Genomic DNA, 18,241 nt, shown 5'->3' with positions numbered 1-18,241 from the left:
GTCGCTACCCCTACTTCCCCGGCCACCGCGTCGGGGTCCCGCCCGGTAGCCCCAGCGCCCTCGCCTCCACCGCCGGGTCGAGCCCGACCGGCGGGCGGCCGTCCCGCAGCGGCGCCGTCCCGCCGTTCTCCCGCAGCCAACTCCAGGTGTCGGCCACCGTCTCGGTCACCGGACGGCAGCGCAGGCCGGTGGCGAGGGCGCGGGAGACATCGGCGGAGTGCAGGGCGTGGTGCTCCTCGCTGTCGGGCGGTACCCACACCGGGAGCTGGGTCCAGGGTTCGATGCCCGCGTCGAGGACGGTCCGCGGGGCGGTCCAGCGCAGCTCAGCCGCGCCTCGGGTGACGTTCACGCAGGCGTCGAGGAGGGAGCCCATGGTGGCGAGTCCCGGCGGACCGATCAGGTTGTACGGCCCGCTCAACTCCCGCTCCACGGCGCCGAGCGCCCACGCGGCGAGGTCGCGGACGTCGACGTACTGGAGGGGCAGCTCCCGGGGCCCCGGCGCCAGCACCGGACCGCCCCGGGCGATCCGGCCCAGCCACCACGGCAGCCGGCCGATGTTCTCGTGCGGCCCGAGGATCAGCCCGGCCCGTACGAACAGCGAGCGCTCCGCCCCGAAGGCGCCGAGCGCGGCCAGTTCACCGCCCCGCTTGTCGCGCGCGTAGTCGGTCCGGTCCGCGTCGGGCTCGGCGCCCGCCACCACCGGTGCCTCCTCGGTGTACCCGGCGGGCGGTGCCCAGGCGTACACCGAGCAGCTCGACACGTACACGTACCGCCCGGCCCGGCCCGCCAGCAGCCGGGCCGCGTCGTGCACCGCGCGGGGCGCCGCCGACCAGGTGTCCACGACGGCGTCCCACTCGGTCCCGGCCAGTGCGGCGAGCCCGTCGGACGCGGTGCGGTCACCCCGCAGCGCCCGCACCCCGGGCGGGGCCTCGTGCCGTCCTCGGTTGAGGACGGTCACCTCCCAGCCGCGCCCGAGGGCGGCGGTCACGACGGCCCGCCCCACGAACTCCGTACCACCCAGCACCAGAAGTCTCATACCGCCGACCCTGCCCGCGCCGGGCCCGGGACGGAACCTGGATCTGCCGTCAGCAGAGGCTCAACGCCCGGTCGGCGGCGTGTACTTGTAGCCGACCCGGCGCACCGTCTGGATCGTCTTGCGGTACTCGGTGCCCAACTTGCGGCGCAGCCGGGCGATATGGACGTCGACGGTACGGCCGTCGCCCACATGTCCGTAGCCCCACACCGTGGTGACCAGCTGGTCGCGGGTGTGCACCCGGTTGGGGTGCGCCACCAGATGGGCCAGCAGCTCGAACTCCAGGTAGGTGAGGTCGAGTTCCTCGCCGTCCACCTCGGCGACGCGCTGTACGGCGTCGATCCGGACGAGGGGGGCGGGGCCGGCCGGCGCCGGTTCGGCCGCGGTGGACCGGTCGGGGACCGCCACCGGCAGGAACGGCGGCTGCTGGTCGGCGGGGACGAGCACCAGGTAGCCGATCATCGGCGGCCGGCCCGGCAGCACGGGCAGGGTGTGCTGGGGCGCCGGCAGCCAGGTGGCGCCGGGCGGCAGGAAGTCGGTGACGTCCACCACCTCGTCCCGGTCGACGGCCCGCAGCCGGTGCCGCGCACCGCTGGAGGAGGACGTCGTGGAGGGCTCGGAGAGGGGGGCGGGGGAGAGGGAACGAGTGGTCGCCATGAGAGGTCAGCTCTTTCGCGCGAGAGGTTCGTCGGGAGGTCCGACGGCCGCGATTCGTGGTCGGGCTCGTCGGGGGACGTACGTCGTGCGCTGGCCGGAGGCCGGGGTGTACGGCGTCAGAGGGCCGGCGCGTTCATCGCGCGACAACACACCCGGTCGAAGTCATGGTGCTGACGGGAAGGCCAGAACGGCTCCAGGTCATGACGACCCGTCGCGCTGCACTTCCGGTGGCTGGCCATGGCTCCATTGAAGCAGACGGAGGCCGGTGACAGGACCCTTCTCTCACTGCTTGGACGCTTGCTCGGCGGGAATCCGAAGCGGAGCACCTCACCCCGGCACCCGTGGTTCCCGCGGCCGGGGCGCCGGAGACGACGCGGGAGGGGCGCCCACCGCGGCGTGCGACGGCGGGCGCCCCTTCCGGCCTTACGGGCGGATCAGACCTGGCCGGCCTTCTCCAGGGCGGCGCAGCAGGTGTCCACGATCAGCCGGGTCACCAGGTACGGGTCGACGTTGGCGTTCGGACGGCGGTCCTCGATGTAGCCCTTGCCGTCCTTCTCGACCTGCCACGGGATACGGACCGAGGCGCCGCGGTCGGAGACGCCGTAGGAGTACTCGTTCCACGGGGCGGTCTCGTGCAGGCCGGTCAGGCGGTCGTCGATGCCGGCGCCGTAGTGCTTGACGTGGTCGAGCGGCTTGGAGCCCTCGCCGAGCGACTCGCACGCGGTGATGATCGCGTCGTAGCCTTCCCGCATCGCCTTGGTGGAGAAGTTGGTGTGCGCGCCGGCGCCGTTCCAGTCGCCCTTGACCGGCTTGGGGTCGAGGGTCGCGGAGACGCCGAAGTCCTCGGCGGTGCGGTAGAGCAGCCAGCGGGCGATCCACAGCTGGTCGGAGACGTCCAGCGGGGAGACCGGGCCGACCTGGAACTCCCACTGGCCGGGCATGACCTCGGCGTTGATGCCGGAGATCGCCAGGCCCGCCTTCAGGCAGTTCTCCAGATGGGCCTCGACGATCTCGCGGCCGAAGATCTCGTCGGCGCCGACACCGCAGTAGTAGCCGCCCTGGGGGGCCGGGAAGCCGCCCTCCGGGAAGCCGAGCGGACGGGCGCCGTCGAAGAAGGTGTACTCCTGCTCGATGCCGAAGACGGGCTCCTGCGCGGCGAACTTCTCGGCGACCTCGGCGAGCGCGGCCCGGGTGTTGGACTCGTGCGGGGTCATGTCGATGTCGAGCACCTCGCACAGGACGAGGATGTGGTCGCCGCCGCGGATCGGGTCGGGACAGGTGAAGACCGGCTTGAGCACACGGTCCGAGGCGTGTCCCTCGGCCTGGTTCGTGGACGACCCGTCGAAGCCCCAGATCGGCAGGTCGGCGACGCCCTCGGCCGGAATGTCGGAGTCCGCCAGGATCTTCGTCTTGGAACGCAGCTTGGCCGTCGGCTGGGTGCCGTCGATCCAGATGTACTCAGCCTTGAAGGTCACGGGCCACATCCTTCGGGGTGGGTCTGGGCGCGCTCGCGGGTGCTGTGCGGCGCTGCGGCACCGGGGTGCCGCGATTCCTGCCCGGCAGCCTGTCAACAGGCGATTTCCCGACCATTGCTCGAACGTGAACCCCGTGTTACCCGGTGGTGCGATACCGCTGCGCGCGCGCCGTGAGCGGGCCCGGCGCGGGAGAGTCCGCGGCGGCGGGGCGGTCCGCGGGCTCGTATGCGATGGGGTTGGGGAGCCGGGGGAGGGGCATGCGCCGGTCCTGCCGCTTCTGGCCGGAAGCGGCAGGACCCGTGACACACACCTGGTGACGGCCCGGTCGGGCGGCACGTCACCTCACCGGTTCTTCTCCGCTCCCGGGCCTCACCCCACCTTCTCGATCAACGCCCGGCGGATCAGGAACTTGCCGGGCTCACGGACCTGTTCGAAGGCCGCGTTGTTGAGCAGGGCGCAACTGCCGGAGACCGAAGTGACCCGCACCGTCGTGGACTTGTTGTTGTCCAGGTTGGTGACCTTCAGCGTCGTGCCGGCGGGGAACTGGTTGCTGGACGCGGCCGGCGCGCCGGCCTCCCCGGAGAGGGTGACCGTGGAGCCCTTGCAGACCTGGGTGCCGGAGGCCGCGGCGCTGCCGGCGTTTCCGGCGGGGGCGGTCGCGGGCGGCGTCGCGGTGGCGGTCGAGCCGGCCGGGGCCGACTGCGCGGGCTGGGTGGTCCGGGAGCCCTGAGCCGATTCCCCCACCACGCATCCGGACGCCTTCTGCTGCACCTTGATCTGGTCGATGACCGCCTCGCGGTTGGCGATCCGCGCCGTCGACTGGGCGTCGGGAGCGGCCCGTTGGCCCGCGATGAACGCCTGGTTGTTGCCGAGCGCGGTGGCGAGCCCCTGGCAGACCGTCGAGTTGGCGGCGGACAGTGTTCTCGCGCTCTGGCCCTGCGCCGGACTCTGCGCCGCGTTCGACGTGGTGGCCAGGACGAAGGCTCCGCCGCCCGCCACCGCGGCGGCGGTGACCAGCAGCGCCAGCCTCTTCTTCGTGCCGAGGGTTCTCCTACGCGACATGCGCGCCTCCTTGGGGTGGGGAGCGTCGTACGCCGGTAGGTACGAGATCTCGAACACCGTTGCTCAACGGTGACGGGAGGAGCCCAAGTAACGTACGTCACACGGGGGTTGGGGGTGCCTGCCGGGACAGGGCGTCCCGTACGGCCGCCTCGGTGCGGGCCACCACCGCCGTGCCGTCGTCGGCCGTGATGATCGGACGCTGGATCAGCTTCGGGTGCTCGGCGAGCGCCCGCACCCACCGGTCGCGCGAACCGGCGTCCCGCGCCCACTCCTTGACCCCCAGCTCCTTGGCGGCGGCCTCCTGGGTGCGGGTGATGTCCCACGGTTCGAGCCCGAGCCGGGAGAGTACGGCGCGGATCTCGTCCTCGCTCGGTACGTCCTCCAGGTAGTGGCGGACGGTGTAGCCGGCGCCTTCCTCGTCGAGCAGGCCGACGGCGGAACGGCACGTGGAACAGGCCGGGTTGATCCAGATCTCCATGCGTCCACGGTACCGGGCGACCCGTTCTCCAAGCGCGTCCCGGTGACCCCGAAAACCCTTGTGGCCAGGGCCTTTTGTCAGTGCCGGGCAGTAGAATGGAAGCAGTGTTCGAGGGTATCGCCGGGAGGTCCGGACGACGCCCCGATCGCGACAGGAGGATGCCTGTGCCCGCTGCCGCCTGCAAGCCGTCACCCACCCGGTCCACCGCCCGGCACCCCGTGCTGCCCGATCTGCCGTACGCACCCGTGCGCAAGCGTGCGCTGCCGCCGGGGCGTCCGCGCGAGTGGTACGTCACGCACAACCGCCGCCTCAAGGCGATGCGGCTCGCCATCGCCCTGCTCGACTCGGGCGTCCACATGCCGAACCAGGCCCGCGACGAGACGATCCGTGACACCGCCGCACTGATCGGCGTCCATCCGCCGTCGGCCACGACGTGCCACATGGTGCGGGCGCTGATGCGGTACTCCCGTTAGCTTGATCTTCAACGTCCGTCATTCGACGACGGACGTTGAAGATCGAGCTAGCCCAGGTGCCGGGCGCCCCGTCTCCTCGACGGGTGCCCGGCACCCGGTGCGGCCGGCGAGGGGGCGGTGGCCCCGCGTCTACCGCAGCAGCTCCTTCTCCACCGGTGTGCGGAACCGCGGCGTCACCCGCGCCGTGCCCACCCACTCCCGCAGCCGTTCCGCCGCCGCCCCGATCGCCGCGCCGGCCTCGCGTCCGGCGCCCTCCGCGTCGAGCGCCCGCCACACGATCTCGCCGTCGGGCCGCTGCGCCCAGCCGCCCACCACCCGGCCGTTCCACCACACCGTGGGCCCCACGTTGCCGCTGCCGTCGAAGAGGGCGGGGCGCAGTTCCGGCGCCAGGTACCAGTCCCGCTGCTGCCAGCCCATGGCGGTGGGATCGAGGCCGGGCAGCAGCGCCGCCCACGGGCGGTCCGGCCCGGCCACCGGATCCACGTCGCCGTCGGTGACGTACCCCGTGCCCTCGTCCAGGGAGACCTCCCGCGCCCCGATCGCCGCGAGCGCCCGCCGTACGTCGGTCACGCGCCACCCCGTCCACCACTTCAGGTCGGCCTCGGTCGCCGGGCCGCACGCGGTGAGCCAGTGGCGCAGCAGGGCGGACCGGGCCTCGGCGGCGTCCAGTTCGGGGTGCGGCGGGGCCACCGCCCAGCGGAACTGGCTCGATGTCCAGCCGCCCCGGGGCCGGCCGCGCACCACCTTCCCCTCGACGCCCAGCACCCGCAGCAGCCGGGTCGACACGGTGTGCACGCCCTCGTACCGCTTGCCGGCCGCGTACACGAACTGTTCCCTCAACCTCGGTTCCTCCAGGGCCAGTTCGGCGGCCGTCGCCGGGCCGCACCGGGCCAGGGCGGCGAGCGCCGACTCCTCGACCTCCTTCAGCCAGGCCGCGTCCGGCGCCCCCGCCTGCGCCATGTCCTTCACCAGGGAGGCGCGCTCCCTGGCGGCCACCGTGAGGCCCGTCGACGCGTGCACCACCGCGGTCAGCTCCGCCGGGAAGACGAACACCGTGTGCCGCATGCCGTGCATCCGGACCAGGGTGCGGTCCTCGTACAGGGCGCGCTCGGTCCGCGGCACGGTCGTCGCCGGCTCCGCGAGCCGGGCGCCCACGGCCAGGTAGACCGTCGCCGGGTCCGTGCCGTGCAGGGCGACGAGGGAGCCGGCGACCTCCTCCGGGGTGCCGGCCCGCGCCTCCACGGCCAGCCGCTGTCGCAGCGCCAGCCTGGCCCGCCGCTCGGCCACCCCGACATACCGCACATTGCCGTCCATCCCGGCCTCCTCTGAGGGTGCGCGTTCCGACCGACGACAGTAGACGGGCCCGAGCGGGGGAAGGCACCGGGTCCGGGTCCGGGGACGCGCCTTTCCCGGGCGGCCGCCCGCGTCCGTACGGACACCGCCGCCCTTCACCCGTCCGGCGTACCCGGCATGCGTACGCCCTCTCGCCCGCCTTCACTGCGAAGAAGCGGCACGTGACGGCGGCGGCACCAGGGAGGCACGGGATGCACGGGAACGGCTCATGACCAGCCCCGCCGACCGCGCCGGGCGGGGCCGGGCCGCGCGCAGCCGCGTCCCCCGGTCCGCGCACGGCGGCTGGATACCCGGCGTCGACCGCCCGGACCCGGTCGCCGTACTGGAGCGCCAGGGCCGCGACCGGCTCCCGGAACTGCTGCCGATCCGGTACGGCCGCATGGCGGCCTCCCCCTTCGCCTTCCTGCGCGGCTCCGCAGCCGTCATGGCCGCCGATCTCGCCGCCCTGCCGCACACCGGGCTCACCGTGCAGCTCTGCGGCGACGCGCATCTGCTGAACTTCGGCGTCTACGCCTCGCCCGAGCGCACCCTCCTCTTCGACCTGAACGACTTCGACGAGACGTTCCCGGGACCCTTCGAGTGGGACGTCAAACGCCTCGCCGCCAGCGTCGCCGTAGCGGCCCGCGAGAACGGACACAGCGACGCCAAGGCGCACCGCGCCGCCCTGGAGGCGACCGCCGCGTACCGCACCGCCGTGCGCCGCCTGGCCCGCGAGGGCGAACTCGCCGTCTGGTACGAGCACATCGACGCCGAGAGCCTGCTGCCCCTGGTCCGCTCGGCCCGGCACCGCCGCCGGGTCGAGTCCAACCTCACCCGCGCCCGCCGCCGCACCAGCCTGCACGCCCTCGGCAAGCTCACCGAGACGGTCGACGGCCGCCGCCGCATCGTCCGCGACCCGCCCCTCCTCGAACCGGTGGCCGCCCTCGACATGGCCGCCCTGCGCAAGATCTTCAGCGACTACCGCTCCACCCTCTCCGAGGAGCGCCGCCTGCTGCTGGACCGCTACCGCTTCGTCGACGCGGCCCGCAAGGTCGTCGGCGTCGGCAGCGTCGGCACCCGCTGCTTCGTCGTGCTGCTCACCGGCCGCGACCAGGACGATCCGCTGTTCCTCCAGATCAAGGAGGCGCGCGGATCCGTACTGGAGGAACACCTGCCGAGCGGCGCGTACGTCCATCCCGGGCGCCGGGTGGTGGCCGGGCAGCGGCTGCTCCAGGCCGCCGGGGACATCTTCCTGGGGTGGATGACCGGGCCGCAGGGGCGCGCCTTCTACTGGCGGCAGCTGCGCGACATGAAGGGCTCCGCGGACGTGGCCGGTATGAGCCCGGCCGTACTCGCCGCCTACGCCCGGCTGTGCGGCACCGCCCTCGCCCGCGCGCACGCCCGCTCCGGCGACCGCATCGCCATCGCCGGCTACCTCGGCGGCGGCCCCGCCTTCGAACGCGCCGTGGCCGACTTCGCCCTGTCCTACGCCGACCGGACCGCCGCCGACCACAGCGCCCTCGGCGCGGCCGTCACGGCGGGCGTGGTGACGGCGACACCGGGCGTCTGACCCACCGCGCACCGGCTCGGCCCCGCCTCACAGCCCGGGGGCGCCCCACACCGGGAACCAACGACCCACGTCCTGCTCGACCTTGAGGTCACTCACCAGCGCCGCCCTGACCTGCATCTCCAGCGCGTTGTCGCGCCGCTGCGCCGGTCCGGGCAGCGGCGCGAACGGGAAGAACGTCCCGCGCTTGTAGAGATAGACCAGGGCCAGCCGGCCGCCCGCGGCCCGCCCGCCGCCCGCCCCGCTCTCGAACCCCGCGAGGGAGCACAGCAGTTGGGGACCGAAGCCGTTGGCCTCCAGCGCGCTGTTCACCGCGTGCAGGTCGTTGACGAGCTGCGGCAGCTGGTCCGGCGTCCGGCGCGAGACCAGCCACGAGTAGCCGTAGTCGTCCTGGGTGAGCTCCACCGGCGGCCCGGGCCGTTCCGCGTCGGCGTCGAGGAGCGCCTGGACCTCCCGGTGGGTCTGCTCGAAGGCCCCGCCCTCCACCGTGGCGAAGCACACCGCGCCGCGCCCGGTCGGCGAGAACCCGGTCGCCGCCTCCAGCGTCACGGCCGCCGACGGCAGCGCGAAGAGCCGGTCCAGGTCGGGGGCGACCGGTCTCGTACGGCCGAGCAGGATGTCCAGCAGGCCCATCCTCACTCCGCCTTCCCGGGCACCGCCGCCTCACCCAACTCGGCGGACATACGCCCCAGTTGGTCGAGCCGCTGCGCCAGGCTCGGGTGGGTGGAGAAGAACCGGGTGATACCGGGCTCGGTGCCGGTCGCCGGGGAGAAGTAGAAGGCGTTGAAGGCCTGCGCGGTCCGCAGGTCCCTGCTCGGGATGCGGGCGATGTCGCCGTCGACCTTGGTGAGCGCGGAGGCCAGCGCCGAGGGCCGGCCGGTGAGCTGGGCCGCCGCCCGGTCCGCCGCCAGCTCCCGGTACCGGGACAGCGCCCGGATCAGCAGGAAGCTGATCGCGTAGACGGCCGCCGAAACCCCCATGATCGCGGCGAAGACGGCCAGGGTGTTCTGGTCCTTGCGCCCTCGGAAGAGCTGCGAGTAGAAGGCGAACCGCACCATCAGCCCGGCGATCACCCCGAGGAACGACGCCACCGTGATCACGGCCACGTCCTTGTGCGCCACGTGCGACAGCTCGTGCGCGAGCACGCCCTCCAGCTCGGCCGGCTCCAGCCGGCGCAGCAGCCCGGTGGTCACACAGATGACGGCGTTGTCCGCGTTGCGCCCGGTGGCGAACGCGTTCGGCATGTCGATGCCGGAGACGGCGACCACCGGTTTGGGCATGTCGGCAACGGCGCACAACCGGTCGACGACACCGTGCAGTTGGGGATACTCCTCGCGCTCCACGATCCGCCCGTGCATCGCGTACAGGGCGATCCGGTCGGAGAACCAGTACTGCGCGACGAGCAGCCCCGCCGCGATCACCACGACCAGCACCCAGGACTTCAGCAACACGATCAGCGCGGCGACGAACGCCACGTACAGCAGCCCGAGCAGGAACAGCGTGACCCCCATACGGAGGGTCAGCCGCCGGTCGCTCCGGAAACGGCTCTGCATCTGCCATCACCCCGCAGTCACGCACTCGTCCCACTGCCAGTGTGCACCCGGCACTGCCCATGAAAAGGTCCCGAACGACCCCACGTGAGGCAAAAGGTCCCCGCCCCCCGGCCGAGGGCGGAACAGGGGGGGCGAACGACGGTGCCCCCGCCTCTCCGGAGAGAGACGGGGGCACCAGGGGACCGGTTCGGTCACACGTCGAAGTACAGCTCGAACTCGTGCGGGTGCGGACGCAGTTGCAGCGGCGCGATCTCGTTGGTGCGCTTGTAGTCGATCCACGTCTCGATCAGGTCGGACGTGAAGACGTCACCGGCGAGGAGGAACTCGTGGTCGGCCTCCAGACGGTCGAGGACGGCCGGGAGGGAGGTCGGGACCTGGGCGACGCCCGCGTGCTCCTCGGGGGCCAGCTCGTAGAGGTCCTTGTCGATCGGCTCGGCCGGCTCGATCTTGTTCTTGACCCCGTCCAGGCCCGCCATCAGCAGAGCGGAGAACGCCAGGTAGGGGTTGCCGGAGGAGTCGGGCGCGCGGAACTCGACGCGCTTGGCCTTCGGGTTCGAGCCGGTGATCGGGATACGCATGGCCGCGGAGCGGTTGCGCTGCGAGTACACCAGGTTGACCGGGGCCTCGAAGCCGGGCACCAAGCGGTGGTACGAGTTCACCGTCGGGTTGGTGAAGGCGAGCAGCGACGGGGCGTGCTTGAGGATGCCGCCGATGTAGTAGCGGGCGATGTCCGACAGACCCGCGTAGCCGGCCTCGTCGTAGAAGAGCGGGGAGCCGCCCGCCCACAGCGACTGGTGGACGTGCATGCCCGAGCCGTTGTCGCCGAAGATCGGCTTCGGCATGAAGGTCGCGGTCTTGCCGTTGCGCCAGGCCACGTTCTTCACGATGTACTTGAAGAGCTGGAGGTCGTCGGCGGCGGCGAGCAGCGTGTTGAACTTGTAGTTGATCTCTGCCTGGCCGGCGGTGCCCACCTCGTGGTGCTGGCGCTCGACCTGGAGGCCGGAGGCTTCCAGCTCCAGGGAGATCTCCGCACGCAGGTCGGCGAAGTGGTCGACCGGCGGGGTCGGGAAGTAGCCGCCCTTGTAGCGGACCTTGTAGCCGCGGTTGTCCTCGACCGCACCGGTGTTCCAGGCGCCGGCCTCGGAGTCGATGTGGTAGAAGGACTCGTTCGCCTTGGTCTCGAAGCGCACGCTGTCGAAGACGTAGAACTCGGCCTCGGGACCGAAGTACGCGGTGTCCGCGATGCCGGTGGAGGCGAGGTACGCCTCGGCCTTCTTCGCCACGTTGCGCGGGTCACGGGAGTACTGCTCGCCCGTGATCGGGTCGTGGATGAAGAAGTTGATGTTGACCGTCTTGTCCCGGCGGAAGGGGTCCACCCGGGCCGTCGACAGGTCGGCGCGGAGCGCCATGTCGGACTCGTGAATGGCCTGGAACCCTCGGATCGAGGAGCCGTCGAAGGCGAGTTCCTCGTCCGGGTCGAAGGCCTTCGCCGGCAGCGTGAAGTGCTGCATCACACCCGGCAGGTCGCAGAAGCGGACGTCGACGAACTTGACGTCCTCGTCCGCGATGTACTTCTTGGCCTCGTCGGCGTTCTGGAACATCCAGCTCCTCCTACTCCCGACCGTCCGTGCCGGGGTGGTAGTTCGTTCGTGCGGCCAGTGCGGTGGCACACGCTGGACCCGACCTTAAGGACGGGGGATTTCTCCAGCGTGACCCATTTGTTTCGCCCAAGTTAACCGGACCGGGTCCCGCCTACCCCGCCTGTCCGGATGACGAAACGCGCGCAGTACCGTTGAGCCGTGGACAACAGGCAAGCAATCGGATCGTGGCTCTCCGGACCCCGCGCCGCCATCGAGGACGCCGGCGCCGACCTCGGATACCGCGGCGAGCAGCTGGGGCTGCCGGAAGCGGGCCCCGGCTCGATCGCCCGTCCGGGCCGCCGTATCGGCGCCCTCGCCGTCGACTGGGGTCTCTGCCTGCTGATCGCATACGGCCTGCTCACCGACGGCTACGGCCAGGCGACCGGCAACTGGGCGCTGCTGGTCTTCTTCGCCCTGAGCGTTCTCACGGTCGGCACGCTCGGCTTCACCCCGGGCAAGCGCCTCTTCGGCCTTCGGGTCATCGCGCTCGCCACCGGCCGCCCCAACCCGCCGCGCGCCCTGCTCCGTACGGCCCTGCTCTGCGTCGCGATCCCGGCCCTCGTCTGGGACCGCGACGGCCGCGGCCTCCACGACCGCCTGGCCCGCACGGTGGAAGTCCGCGTCTGACGCCTCCGTCCACGACCGTCACGACCGCCATGACCCCTACGACGGAGGGGGCGCCCGGATACGAGATCCGGGCGCCCCCTCCGTCGATAGGACGGTGCGGCGGAGTCAGCGGGCCTTGCCGCCGCCCTTCGGAAGCTTCATGCCCTTCGGCATCGGGCCCTTCGGGAGCGGCATGTTGCTCATCAGGTCGCCCAGGGCCCGCAGCCGGTCGTTGGTGGAGGTCACCTGGGGTCCGGTCAGGACCCGGGGCAGCTTCAGCATCGTGGTCCGCACCTTCTTCAGCGGGACCTGGCCCTCGCCGGTGCCCACGATCACGTCGTGCACCGGGACGTCCGCGACGATGCGGTTCATCTTCTTCTTCTCGGCGGCCAGCAGGGTCTTCACCCGGTTCGGGTTGCCCTCGGCCACCAGCACGATGCCGGCCTTGCCAACCGCGCGGTGCACCACGTCCTGGCTGCGGTTCATCGCCACGGCCGGAGTCGTCGTCCAGCCCTTGCCGATGTTGTCCAGCACCGCGGCGGCAGCGCCCGGCTGGCCCTCCATCTGCCCGAAGGCGGCCCGCTCGGCCCGGCGTCCGAAGACGATCGCCGACGCGAGGAAGGCGAGCAGGAGACCGAGAATGCCCAGATAGATGGGGTGCCCGAGCAAGAAGCCGATCGCGAGGAAGACACCGAAGGTGACGATTCCGACAGCCGCGAGCACAAGGCCGATTGTCTTGTCGGCCTTGCGGGTCATCTTGTAGGTCAGAGCGATCTGCTTGAGTCGCCCGGGGTTCGCAGCGTCCGCTGCCGTGTCCTTCCTCGCCATGCCGTGAAGTCTACGTGTCCCCGGGGGGCGCCGACGACGGCGGTGCCCGCGGGGACGGTTTTCAGCGGCTGGAGGTCAGCGCCCGCTCCAGGACGAGCTGGGCGTCGACCCGGTCCTTGGCGCGGCGGCGGTCCTCCAGTACGGAGGTCCAGGCGTTGCGGCGGGCGGTCCGCTGGCCGCTGCTCATCAGCAGCGACTCGACCGTGCGGAGGGCGTCGGTGAAGGACGGGATGGCGGTGGCGCGAACGGGCGCGGCCTGCATGGCGGAGGTCCCCTCGGAGCGGCTGTGGGCAAGGGCTTACGTGGTGTGAGTCCAGCGTCACTGTTTGGTGTTACCAGGGCGTGACCGACCGGTCAAACACCAATGAAACATTGATTCGGTGCCCGCACACGCCGACGCGGTCCTGATGGGCGTACTCAGCTGCGAGGACGCTCAGGACCGCGTCGAATCGGTCACTACTGGCGGGTAATCGCTTGTGCGTGAATTCACACGCACCCCGGGGCGGCGGTGGAGACCCGCGTCACACGGCCTGCGAGGCGACGTAGGCGCCCCGCTTCTCGACGGCCATCTGGTACAGCCGTCCGGCGCGATACGAGGACCGCACCAGCGGGCCCGACATGACCCCGGAGAAGCCGATCTGCTCGGCCTCCTCCTTCAGCTCCACGAACTCGTGCGGCTTGACCCAGCGCTCCACGGGGTGGTGGCGCACGGAGGGGCGCAGGTACTGCGTGATGGTGATCAGCTCGCAGCCCGCCTCGTGCAGCTGGCGCAGCGCCTCGCCGACCTCCTCGCGGGTCTCGCCCATGCCGAGGATGAGGTTCGACTTGGTGACCAGGCCGACGTCACGGGCCTCGGTGATCACCTTGAGGGACCGCTCGTAGCGGAAGCCGGGGCGGATGCGCTTGAAGATCCTCGGGACCGTCTCGATGTTGTGCGCGAAGACCTCAGGGCGGGCGGAGAAGACCTCGGCCAGCTGCTCCGGCACCGCGTTGAAGTCCGGGGCGAGCAGCTCGACCTTGGTGCGGCCGGCCTCGCGGGTCGCCGTCTGCTGGTGGATCTGGCGGACCGTCTCGGCGTACAGCCAGGCGCCGCCGTCCGCCAGGTCGTCGCGGGCGACGCCGGTGATCGTGGCGTAGTTGAGGTCCATCGTGACCACCGACTCGCCGACCCGGCGGGGCTCGTCACGGTCGAGGGCCTCGGGCTTGCCGGTGTCGATCTGGCAGAAGTCGCAGCGCCGCGTGCACTGGTCGCCGCCGATGAGGAAGGTCGCCTCGCGGTCCTCCCAGCACTCGTAGATGTTGGGGCAGCCGGCTTCCTGACAGACCGTGTGCAGGCCCTCGCTCTTCACGAGGCTCTGCATCTTCGTGTACTCGGGACCCATTTTCGCCCGGGTCTTGATCCACTCGGGCTTGCGCTCGATGGGGGTCTGGGCGTTCCGGACCTCCAGGCGCAGCATTTTGCGTCCGTCGGGTGCGACTGCGGACACATCGGCTCCCTGTGACTTCGATTCTTCGGCGTACACCAGGGTACGCCCGTGATTTCCGGCCCCCGCCCCGAGGGCAACCCCGGGACGGCCGGTCGCATTCCCGGTCAGGCGGTCGCCTTCTCCACCGCGCGGGGCCTCGGCTCCGCATGCTCCAGTACGTCCTTCAGGTGCCGCTCGACCACGGGCAGTACGGCGGCGATCGTCAGCTCCCGGCCCAGTTCGTCGGCGAGCGAGGCGACGCCCGCGTCGCGGATGCCGCACGGGATGATGCGGTCGAACCAGGCGGTGTCCGGGTTCACGTTCAGTGCGAAGCCGTGCATCGTGACGCCCTTGGCGACCCGGATGCCGATCGCCGCGATCTTGCGGTCCTCGCGGCGCTGGCCGGCGTTGGAGGGGGCGTACTCCGGGCCGTTGAGCCGGGGGTCGAACTCCTCGTCGTGCAGCCGGGGATCGAAGTCGAGGGAGAGTCCGGCGGGTTTCGGGCGCAGCTCGACGGGGTCTCCGAGGATCCACACGCCGCTGCGGCCCTCGACCCGGCTCGTCTCCAGGCCGAACTCCGCGCAGACCCGGATCAGCGCCTCCTCCAGCCGGCGGACGTGGGCGACGACGTCGACGGGGCGGGGCAGCTTCTGGATCGGGTATCCCACCAGCTGGCCTGGGCCGTGCCAGGTGATCTTCCCGCCGCGGTCGACATCGACGACCGGGGTGCCGTCCAGGGGCCGTTCGCTCGCCGCGGTGCGCCGGCCGGCCGTGTAGACCGGCGGGTGCTCCAGCAGCAGCACGGTGTCGGGCACCTCGTCCGCGAACCGCGCCGCGTGCACCCGGCGCTGCTCGTCCCACGCCTCCTGGTACGCGACGGCCTCCGCGCCGAACCCCATGCGGACGAACCGCAACTCACTCACGGCAAGCGCCTCCCTTGCAGCCCCGACGCGTCGTAAGGCACAACCCGCGCCTACGCCACTGTACGACCGACCGGGGTGCGTCAGCTCCGAGGCCAATCCTCACACGATCGGATGAATGCACGTCGGAATGTGCGACGGCGTGCTCACGCTCCGCTACATTCGCGCCGTTCACGAGGCCATATGGGCTGCTCCCCGGCAATCCGGGCACCGCTAGGGCCCCCGCGAGGCCCGAAAGGCAGGAGACCGCACAGCAGATGACGGAACGACCCGCGCAGCGCACTCCCAACCGCCAGCTCACCGCGCTCATCGCGGAAGCGGGGTTCTCCAACGCGGGTCTCGCCCGCCGCGTGGACCAGCTCGGTCTCGAACACGGGCTCGACCTCAGATACGACAAGACCTCCGTCACCCGATGGCTGCGCGGCCAGCAGCCCAGGGGCACCACCCCCGCCCTCATCGCCGAGGTCTTCACCCGCCGTCTCGGCCGCCGTCTCACCGCCCAGGACCTGGGGCTCGACGCCTGCGCGCCGGTCTACGCCGGCCTGGAGTTCGCGGCCACCCCGGAGGAGGCCGTCGACATCGTCAGCGGGCTGTGGCGCAAGGACTCCGGTAGCCACGCCGAGCTGCGGAAGATCGCCTTCACCCCGGCCGGGCTCGTGGTGCCCAGCCGGGACTGGCTGATCGGCCGCGCCGACGACAAGGTCGGCCGCGGCGAACCCGTCGCCCGGGTGCCCCCGCAGGGCCGTCCCGTCGTGCCCCGCCAGCGCGTCCAGGCCGAGCGCGTCCCCGGCCAGCGGGTCACCGGCGGCGACCTCGCCGCGCTCCGCTCGGTCGGCGAACTGTTCCGCGCCCTCGACAACGCCTACGGCGGCGGCCACGCCCGCCAGGCCCTCGTGCGCTACCTGGAGCACGAGGCCGAACCCATGCTGCGCGGCACCTACGGCGAGCAGACCGGCCGCCGGCTCTTCGCCGCCGCCGCCGACCTGACCCGGCTGGCCGGCTGGACGTCGTACGACATCGCCGCGCACGGGCTCGCCCAGCGGTACTTCGTGCAGGCGCTCAGGCTCGCGCAGGCGGCCGGGGACCGGGCCTACGGCTCCTACGTGCTGATCACCATGAGCCGGCAGGCCGTCTACCTCGGGCACGGCAGGGAAGCCGTGCAGCTGGCGCGGGTGGCCCAGCAGGGCGTCGGGACCAGCGCGCCGCCCGTCGTCCAGGCCCTGCTGCACGCCGTCGAGGCGCGCGGCCACGGAGTGCTCGGCGAGGTGCGGGCGTGCACCTCCTCGCTGGTACGGGCCGAGCGCGCCCTGGAAGCGGCCAGGACCGGCGACGAGGTGCCGCACTGGGCGCGCTTCTTCGACGAGGCGGAGCTCGCCGACGACTTCGGGCACGCCCACCGCGACCTCCAGCAGTTCCGCTCCGCCGTCCAGCACGCGGAGCGCTCCCTGCAACTGCGCGCGCCGGCCTACGCGCGCAGCCGCCTCTTCTGCCGGGTGGTGCTGGCCTCCGCCCGGCTCGGCCTCGGCGAACTCGACCAGGCCTGCCAGCTCGGCGCCGAGGCGGCCGGGCAGGCGGCCGAGATCCGGTCGGTCCGCGCGATCGAGTACGTGCGGGACTTCGAACGGAGGCTGGAGCCGTACAAGGACGCGGCGCCCGTGCGCGGATACCGGGACCGGGTGGCGGCCCTGGGCTGATCCCTCTCAGGCCGCCGCGCGCACGGTCCGCGGCTCCGGCGCCTCGCGCGTCGGGGCCGCCGCGCCCAGATCCGCCAGCACGGCGGCCGAGGCGCGGCGGCCCGAGTGCAGCGCGCCCTGGACGGTGCTGGTGTCGCGGTGGTCGCCGCACACGTACAGGCCCGCCAGCAGGCGCACCGGCCGCCGCAGATCGTGCGGCGGCCGCATCATGGGCACCGCCGCCGCCGTGTGGTGCACGGCGAGCGTCTCCCACCGTGCGGTCGAGGTGCCGTACAGCCGCGCCAGATGGGCGCGTACGGCGGTCTCGACGTCCGGCGGGGGAGTGCCCAGGACCGTCGAGGAGACCAGGGCCCGGCCCGCGGGCGCGCGGCTCGGGTCGACGTGGCTGACCACCGCGGTGTGCGCGACCGGGCCGCCCCGGTCGGCGTCGAGCAGCAGGGCGGCGCCGGTGCCGGGCGGTTCGTCGGTGGCGTGGTGGACGACCGTGACCGGATGGAAGTCCGGTACGCGCAGCCCCGGCAGCAGTGCGGCGGCGGCGGACGCGTCGGTGGCGAGCAGCACGGCACGGCAGCGGAACTCGCCGTGCTCGGCGGTGGCCACCGAGGTCGTCGACACCGCCGTCACCCGGACCCCGGTGCGCACGGTGCCCGGTGGCAGCGCGCCGGCCAGCAGCTCCGGCAGGACCTCGGCGCCGCCCTCGGGCAGGCAGAGCCGGCCGCCTGCGAAGGCGCGCAGCGCGAGATCCGCGCAGCGGCTGGACGTCGTCAACTCGGGGTCGCAGAGCAGCGCGGCGAGCAGCGGGCGCAGGAAGCCCTCGATCGTCCGGGCGGGCACCCCGCATGCCGCGAGCGCCTGCCCGGCGGGCAACTCCGCCCGGGAGAGCAGCCGTTCGACCGGGGTGCCGGCGAGCCGGGTCAGCGCGGTCCCGAGCCGGGCCTGGTCCACGGCGCCTCCCAGGGGGGCCGCCGAGCGGGTCCAGGGGGCCTGAGCGGGCCAGGGAAAGCCGCCGCGGACCCGGGGCCCGGCCGTCGGCCTAGGGGCGCTCGCCAGGGCGCGCACGGTGTGCAGTGCGCCCCTCGCGCCCCGGCCGCCGACCTGGGCGCCGGCCCGGTGCAGGCGCCCGTCGGCATGGACCAGGACGCCCGGCGCGAACGGGCGCAGGACCAGCGCGTCCAGCCCCGGCGTCCGGCGCAGTTCGGGGTAGGAGGTGGAGAGCAGCTGGCCGATCCGGTCCAGCCGGAACCCGTCGACCTTCTCGGTCGACATGCGGCCGCCCACGCGAGGCGCCGCCTCCAGGACGACGGTCGTCACTCCTGCGCTGGTCAGCCGATGCGCCGCCGAGAGGCCGGCGATCCCGGCTCCCACCACGACGACGTCCGCCTGGTACGTGGGCTCGAACACGTGCCCCTCCTCGCGGTTGCGCGGCCGGTGGGGACGTCATGCCCCCAACTGCCTCC

18 protein-coding genes are annotated in these 18,241 nt (G+C 72.5%); 4 read left to right on the top strand and 14 right to left on the bottom strand.

What is annotated here, in order from left to right:
* Positions 1-10: 10 nt before the first annotated feature.
* From ABZT12_RS29145 to ABZT12_RS29125, 5 genes are all read right to left on the bottom strand, one after another.
* Complete coding sequence (locus ABZT12_RS29145) at positions 11-1,036, bottom strand: NAD-dependent epimerase/dehydratase family protein (RefSeq protein ID WP_356389992.1); 1,026 nt, start codon at positions 1,034-1,036, stop codon at positions 11-13.
* Between the two features lie 60 nt (positions 1,037-1,096).
* Positions 1,097-1,690 carry a winged helix-turn-helix domain-containing protein gene (locus ABZT12_RS29140; RefSeq protein WP_356389991.1) on the bottom strand — a complete coding sequence of 198 codons (594 nt, stop codon included), beginning with the start codon at positions 1,688-1,690 and terminating at the stop codon, positions 1,097-1,099.
* 434 nt (positions 1,691-2,124) lie between these two features.
* Positions 2,125-3,165 carry a glutamine synthetase gene (gene glnII / locus ABZT12_RS29135; protein WP_356389990.1) on the bottom strand — a complete coding sequence of 347 codons (1,041 nt, stop codon included), beginning with the start codon at positions 3,163-3,165 and terminating at the stop codon, positions 2,125-2,127.
* Positions 3,166-3,534: 369 nt separating this feature from the next.
* Positions 3,535-4,227 (bottom strand): hypothetical protein, encoded by a 693-nt coding sequence (locus ABZT12_RS29130; protein ID WP_356389989.1) that lies wholly within the window; start codon positions 4,225-4,227, stop codon positions 3,535-3,537.
* A gap of 97 nt (positions 4,228-4,324) precedes the next feature.
* Positions 4,325-4,705, bottom strand: coding sequence for an ArsC/Spx/MgsR family protein (locus ABZT12_RS29125; RefSeq protein ID WP_356389988.1), 381 nt, complete (start codon positions 4,703-4,705; stop codon positions 4,325-4,327).
* Positions 4,706-4,863: 158 nt separating this feature from the next.
* Between ABZT12_RS29125 and ABZT12_RS29120 the strand changes: the two genes are divergently transcribed.
* Complete coding sequence (locus ABZT12_RS29120) at positions 4,864-5,178, top strand: hypothetical protein (RefSeq protein WP_356389987.1); 315 nt, start codon at positions 4,864-4,866, stop codon at positions 5,176-5,178.
* A gap of 129 nt (positions 5,179-5,307) precedes the next feature.
* Here the strand turns inward: ABZT12_RS29120 and ABZT12_RS29115 are convergent, their stop codons facing one another.
* Positions 5,308-6,492: a winged helix DNA-binding domain-containing protein gene (locus tag ABZT12_RS29115; RefSeq protein ID WP_356389986.1), complete on the bottom strand. Its 1,185-nt coding sequence runs from the start codon at positions 6,490-6,492 to the stop codon at positions 5,308-5,310.
* A 247-nt stretch (positions 6,493-6,739) separates the two neighbouring features.
* Here ABZT12_RS29115 and ABZT12_RS29110 point away from each other — a divergent pair, with 247 nt between their 5' ends.
* Positions 6,740-8,080: a DUF2252 domain-containing protein gene (locus tag ABZT12_RS29110; protein WP_356389985.1), complete on the top strand. Its 1,341-nt coding sequence runs from the start codon at positions 6,740-6,742 to the stop codon at positions 8,078-8,080.
* A 27-nt stretch (positions 8,081-8,107) separates the two neighbouring features.
* On the opposite strand, the gene ABZT12_RS29105 is transcribed toward ABZT12_RS29110, so the two are convergent.
* From ABZT12_RS29105 to glnA, 3 genes are all read right to left on the bottom strand, one after another.
* Positions 8,108-8,710: a hypothetical protein gene (locus tag ABZT12_RS29105; protein ID WP_356389984.1), complete on the bottom strand. Its 603-nt coding sequence runs from the start codon at positions 8,708-8,710 to the stop codon at positions 8,108-8,110.
* Positions 8,711-8,712: 2 nt separating this feature from the next.
* Positions 8,713-9,630, bottom strand: coding sequence for a zinc metalloprotease HtpX (htpX, locus tag ABZT12_RS29100; protein ID WP_356389983.1), 918 nt, complete (start codon positions 9,628-9,630; stop codon positions 8,713-8,715).
* Positions 9,631-9,821: 191 nt separating this feature from the next.
* Positions 9,822-11,231, bottom strand: coding sequence for a type I glutamate--ammonia ligase (gene glnA, locus ABZT12_RS29095; protein WP_356389982.1), 1,410 nt, complete (start codon positions 11,229-11,231; stop codon positions 9,822-9,824).
* A 198-nt stretch (positions 11,232-11,429) separates the two neighbouring features.
* On the opposite strand from glnA, the gene ABZT12_RS29090 reads away from it, so the two are divergent.
* On the top strand, positions 11,430-11,897 hold the full coding sequence (locus tag ABZT12_RS29090; RefSeq protein WP_356389981.1) for an RDD family protein: 468 nt from the start codon (positions 11,430-11,432) through the stop codon (positions 11,895-11,897).
* 105 nt (positions 11,898-12,002) lie between these two features.
* Here the strand turns inward: ABZT12_RS29090 and ABZT12_RS29085 are convergent, their stop codons facing one another.
* The 4 genes from ABZT12_RS29085 to lipB form a co-directional block, all read right to left on the bottom strand.
* Entirely contained in the window at positions 12,003-12,704 is a 702-nt protein-coding gene (locus tag ABZT12_RS29085; RefSeq protein WP_356389980.1) for a DUF4191 domain-containing protein, read from the bottom strand.
* A gap of 61 nt (positions 12,705-12,765) precedes the next feature.
* On the bottom strand, positions 12,766-12,966 hold the full coding sequence (locus ABZT12_RS29080) for a hypothetical protein (RefSeq protein WP_356389979.1): 201 nt from the start codon (positions 12,964-12,966) through the stop codon (positions 12,766-12,768).
* Between the two features lie 259 nt (positions 12,967-13,225).
* Entirely contained in the window at positions 13,226-14,191 is a 966-nt protein-coding gene (gene lipA, locus ABZT12_RS29075) for a lipoyl synthase (RefSeq protein WP_356389978.1), read from the bottom strand.
* 104 nt (positions 14,192-14,295) lie between these two features.
* Entirely contained in the window at positions 14,296-15,093 is a 798-nt protein-coding gene (lipB, locus tag ABZT12_RS29070) for a lipoyl(octanoyl) transferase LipB (protein WP_356389977.1), read from the bottom strand.
* Positions 15,094-15,347: 254 nt separating this feature from the next.
* Here lipB and ABZT12_RS29065 point away from each other — a divergent pair, with 254 nt between their 5' ends.
* Positions 15,348-16,784 (top strand): regulator, encoded by a 1,437-nt coding sequence (locus ABZT12_RS29065; protein WP_356389976.1) that lies wholly within the window; start codon positions 15,348-15,350, stop codon positions 16,782-16,784.
* Between the two features lie 6 nt (positions 16,785-16,790).
* Here ABZT12_RS29065 and ABZT12_RS29060 read toward each other — a convergent pair whose 3' ends face one another.
* Positions 16,791-18,185 carry an NAD(P)/FAD-dependent oxidoreductase gene (locus ABZT12_RS29060; RefSeq protein ID WP_356389975.1) on the bottom strand — a complete coding sequence of 465 codons (1,395 nt, stop codon included), beginning with the start codon at positions 18,183-18,185 and terminating at the stop codon, positions 16,791-16,793.
* Positions 18,186-18,241: the final 56 nt, after the last annotated feature.

Source organism: Streptomyces sp. NPDC005423, from assembly GCF_040606415.1.
Lineage (GTDB): Bacteria > Actinomycetota > Actinomycetes > Streptomycetales > Streptomycetaceae > Streptomyces.
This window is presented reverse-complemented; position numbering and strand designations above follow the sequence as displayed.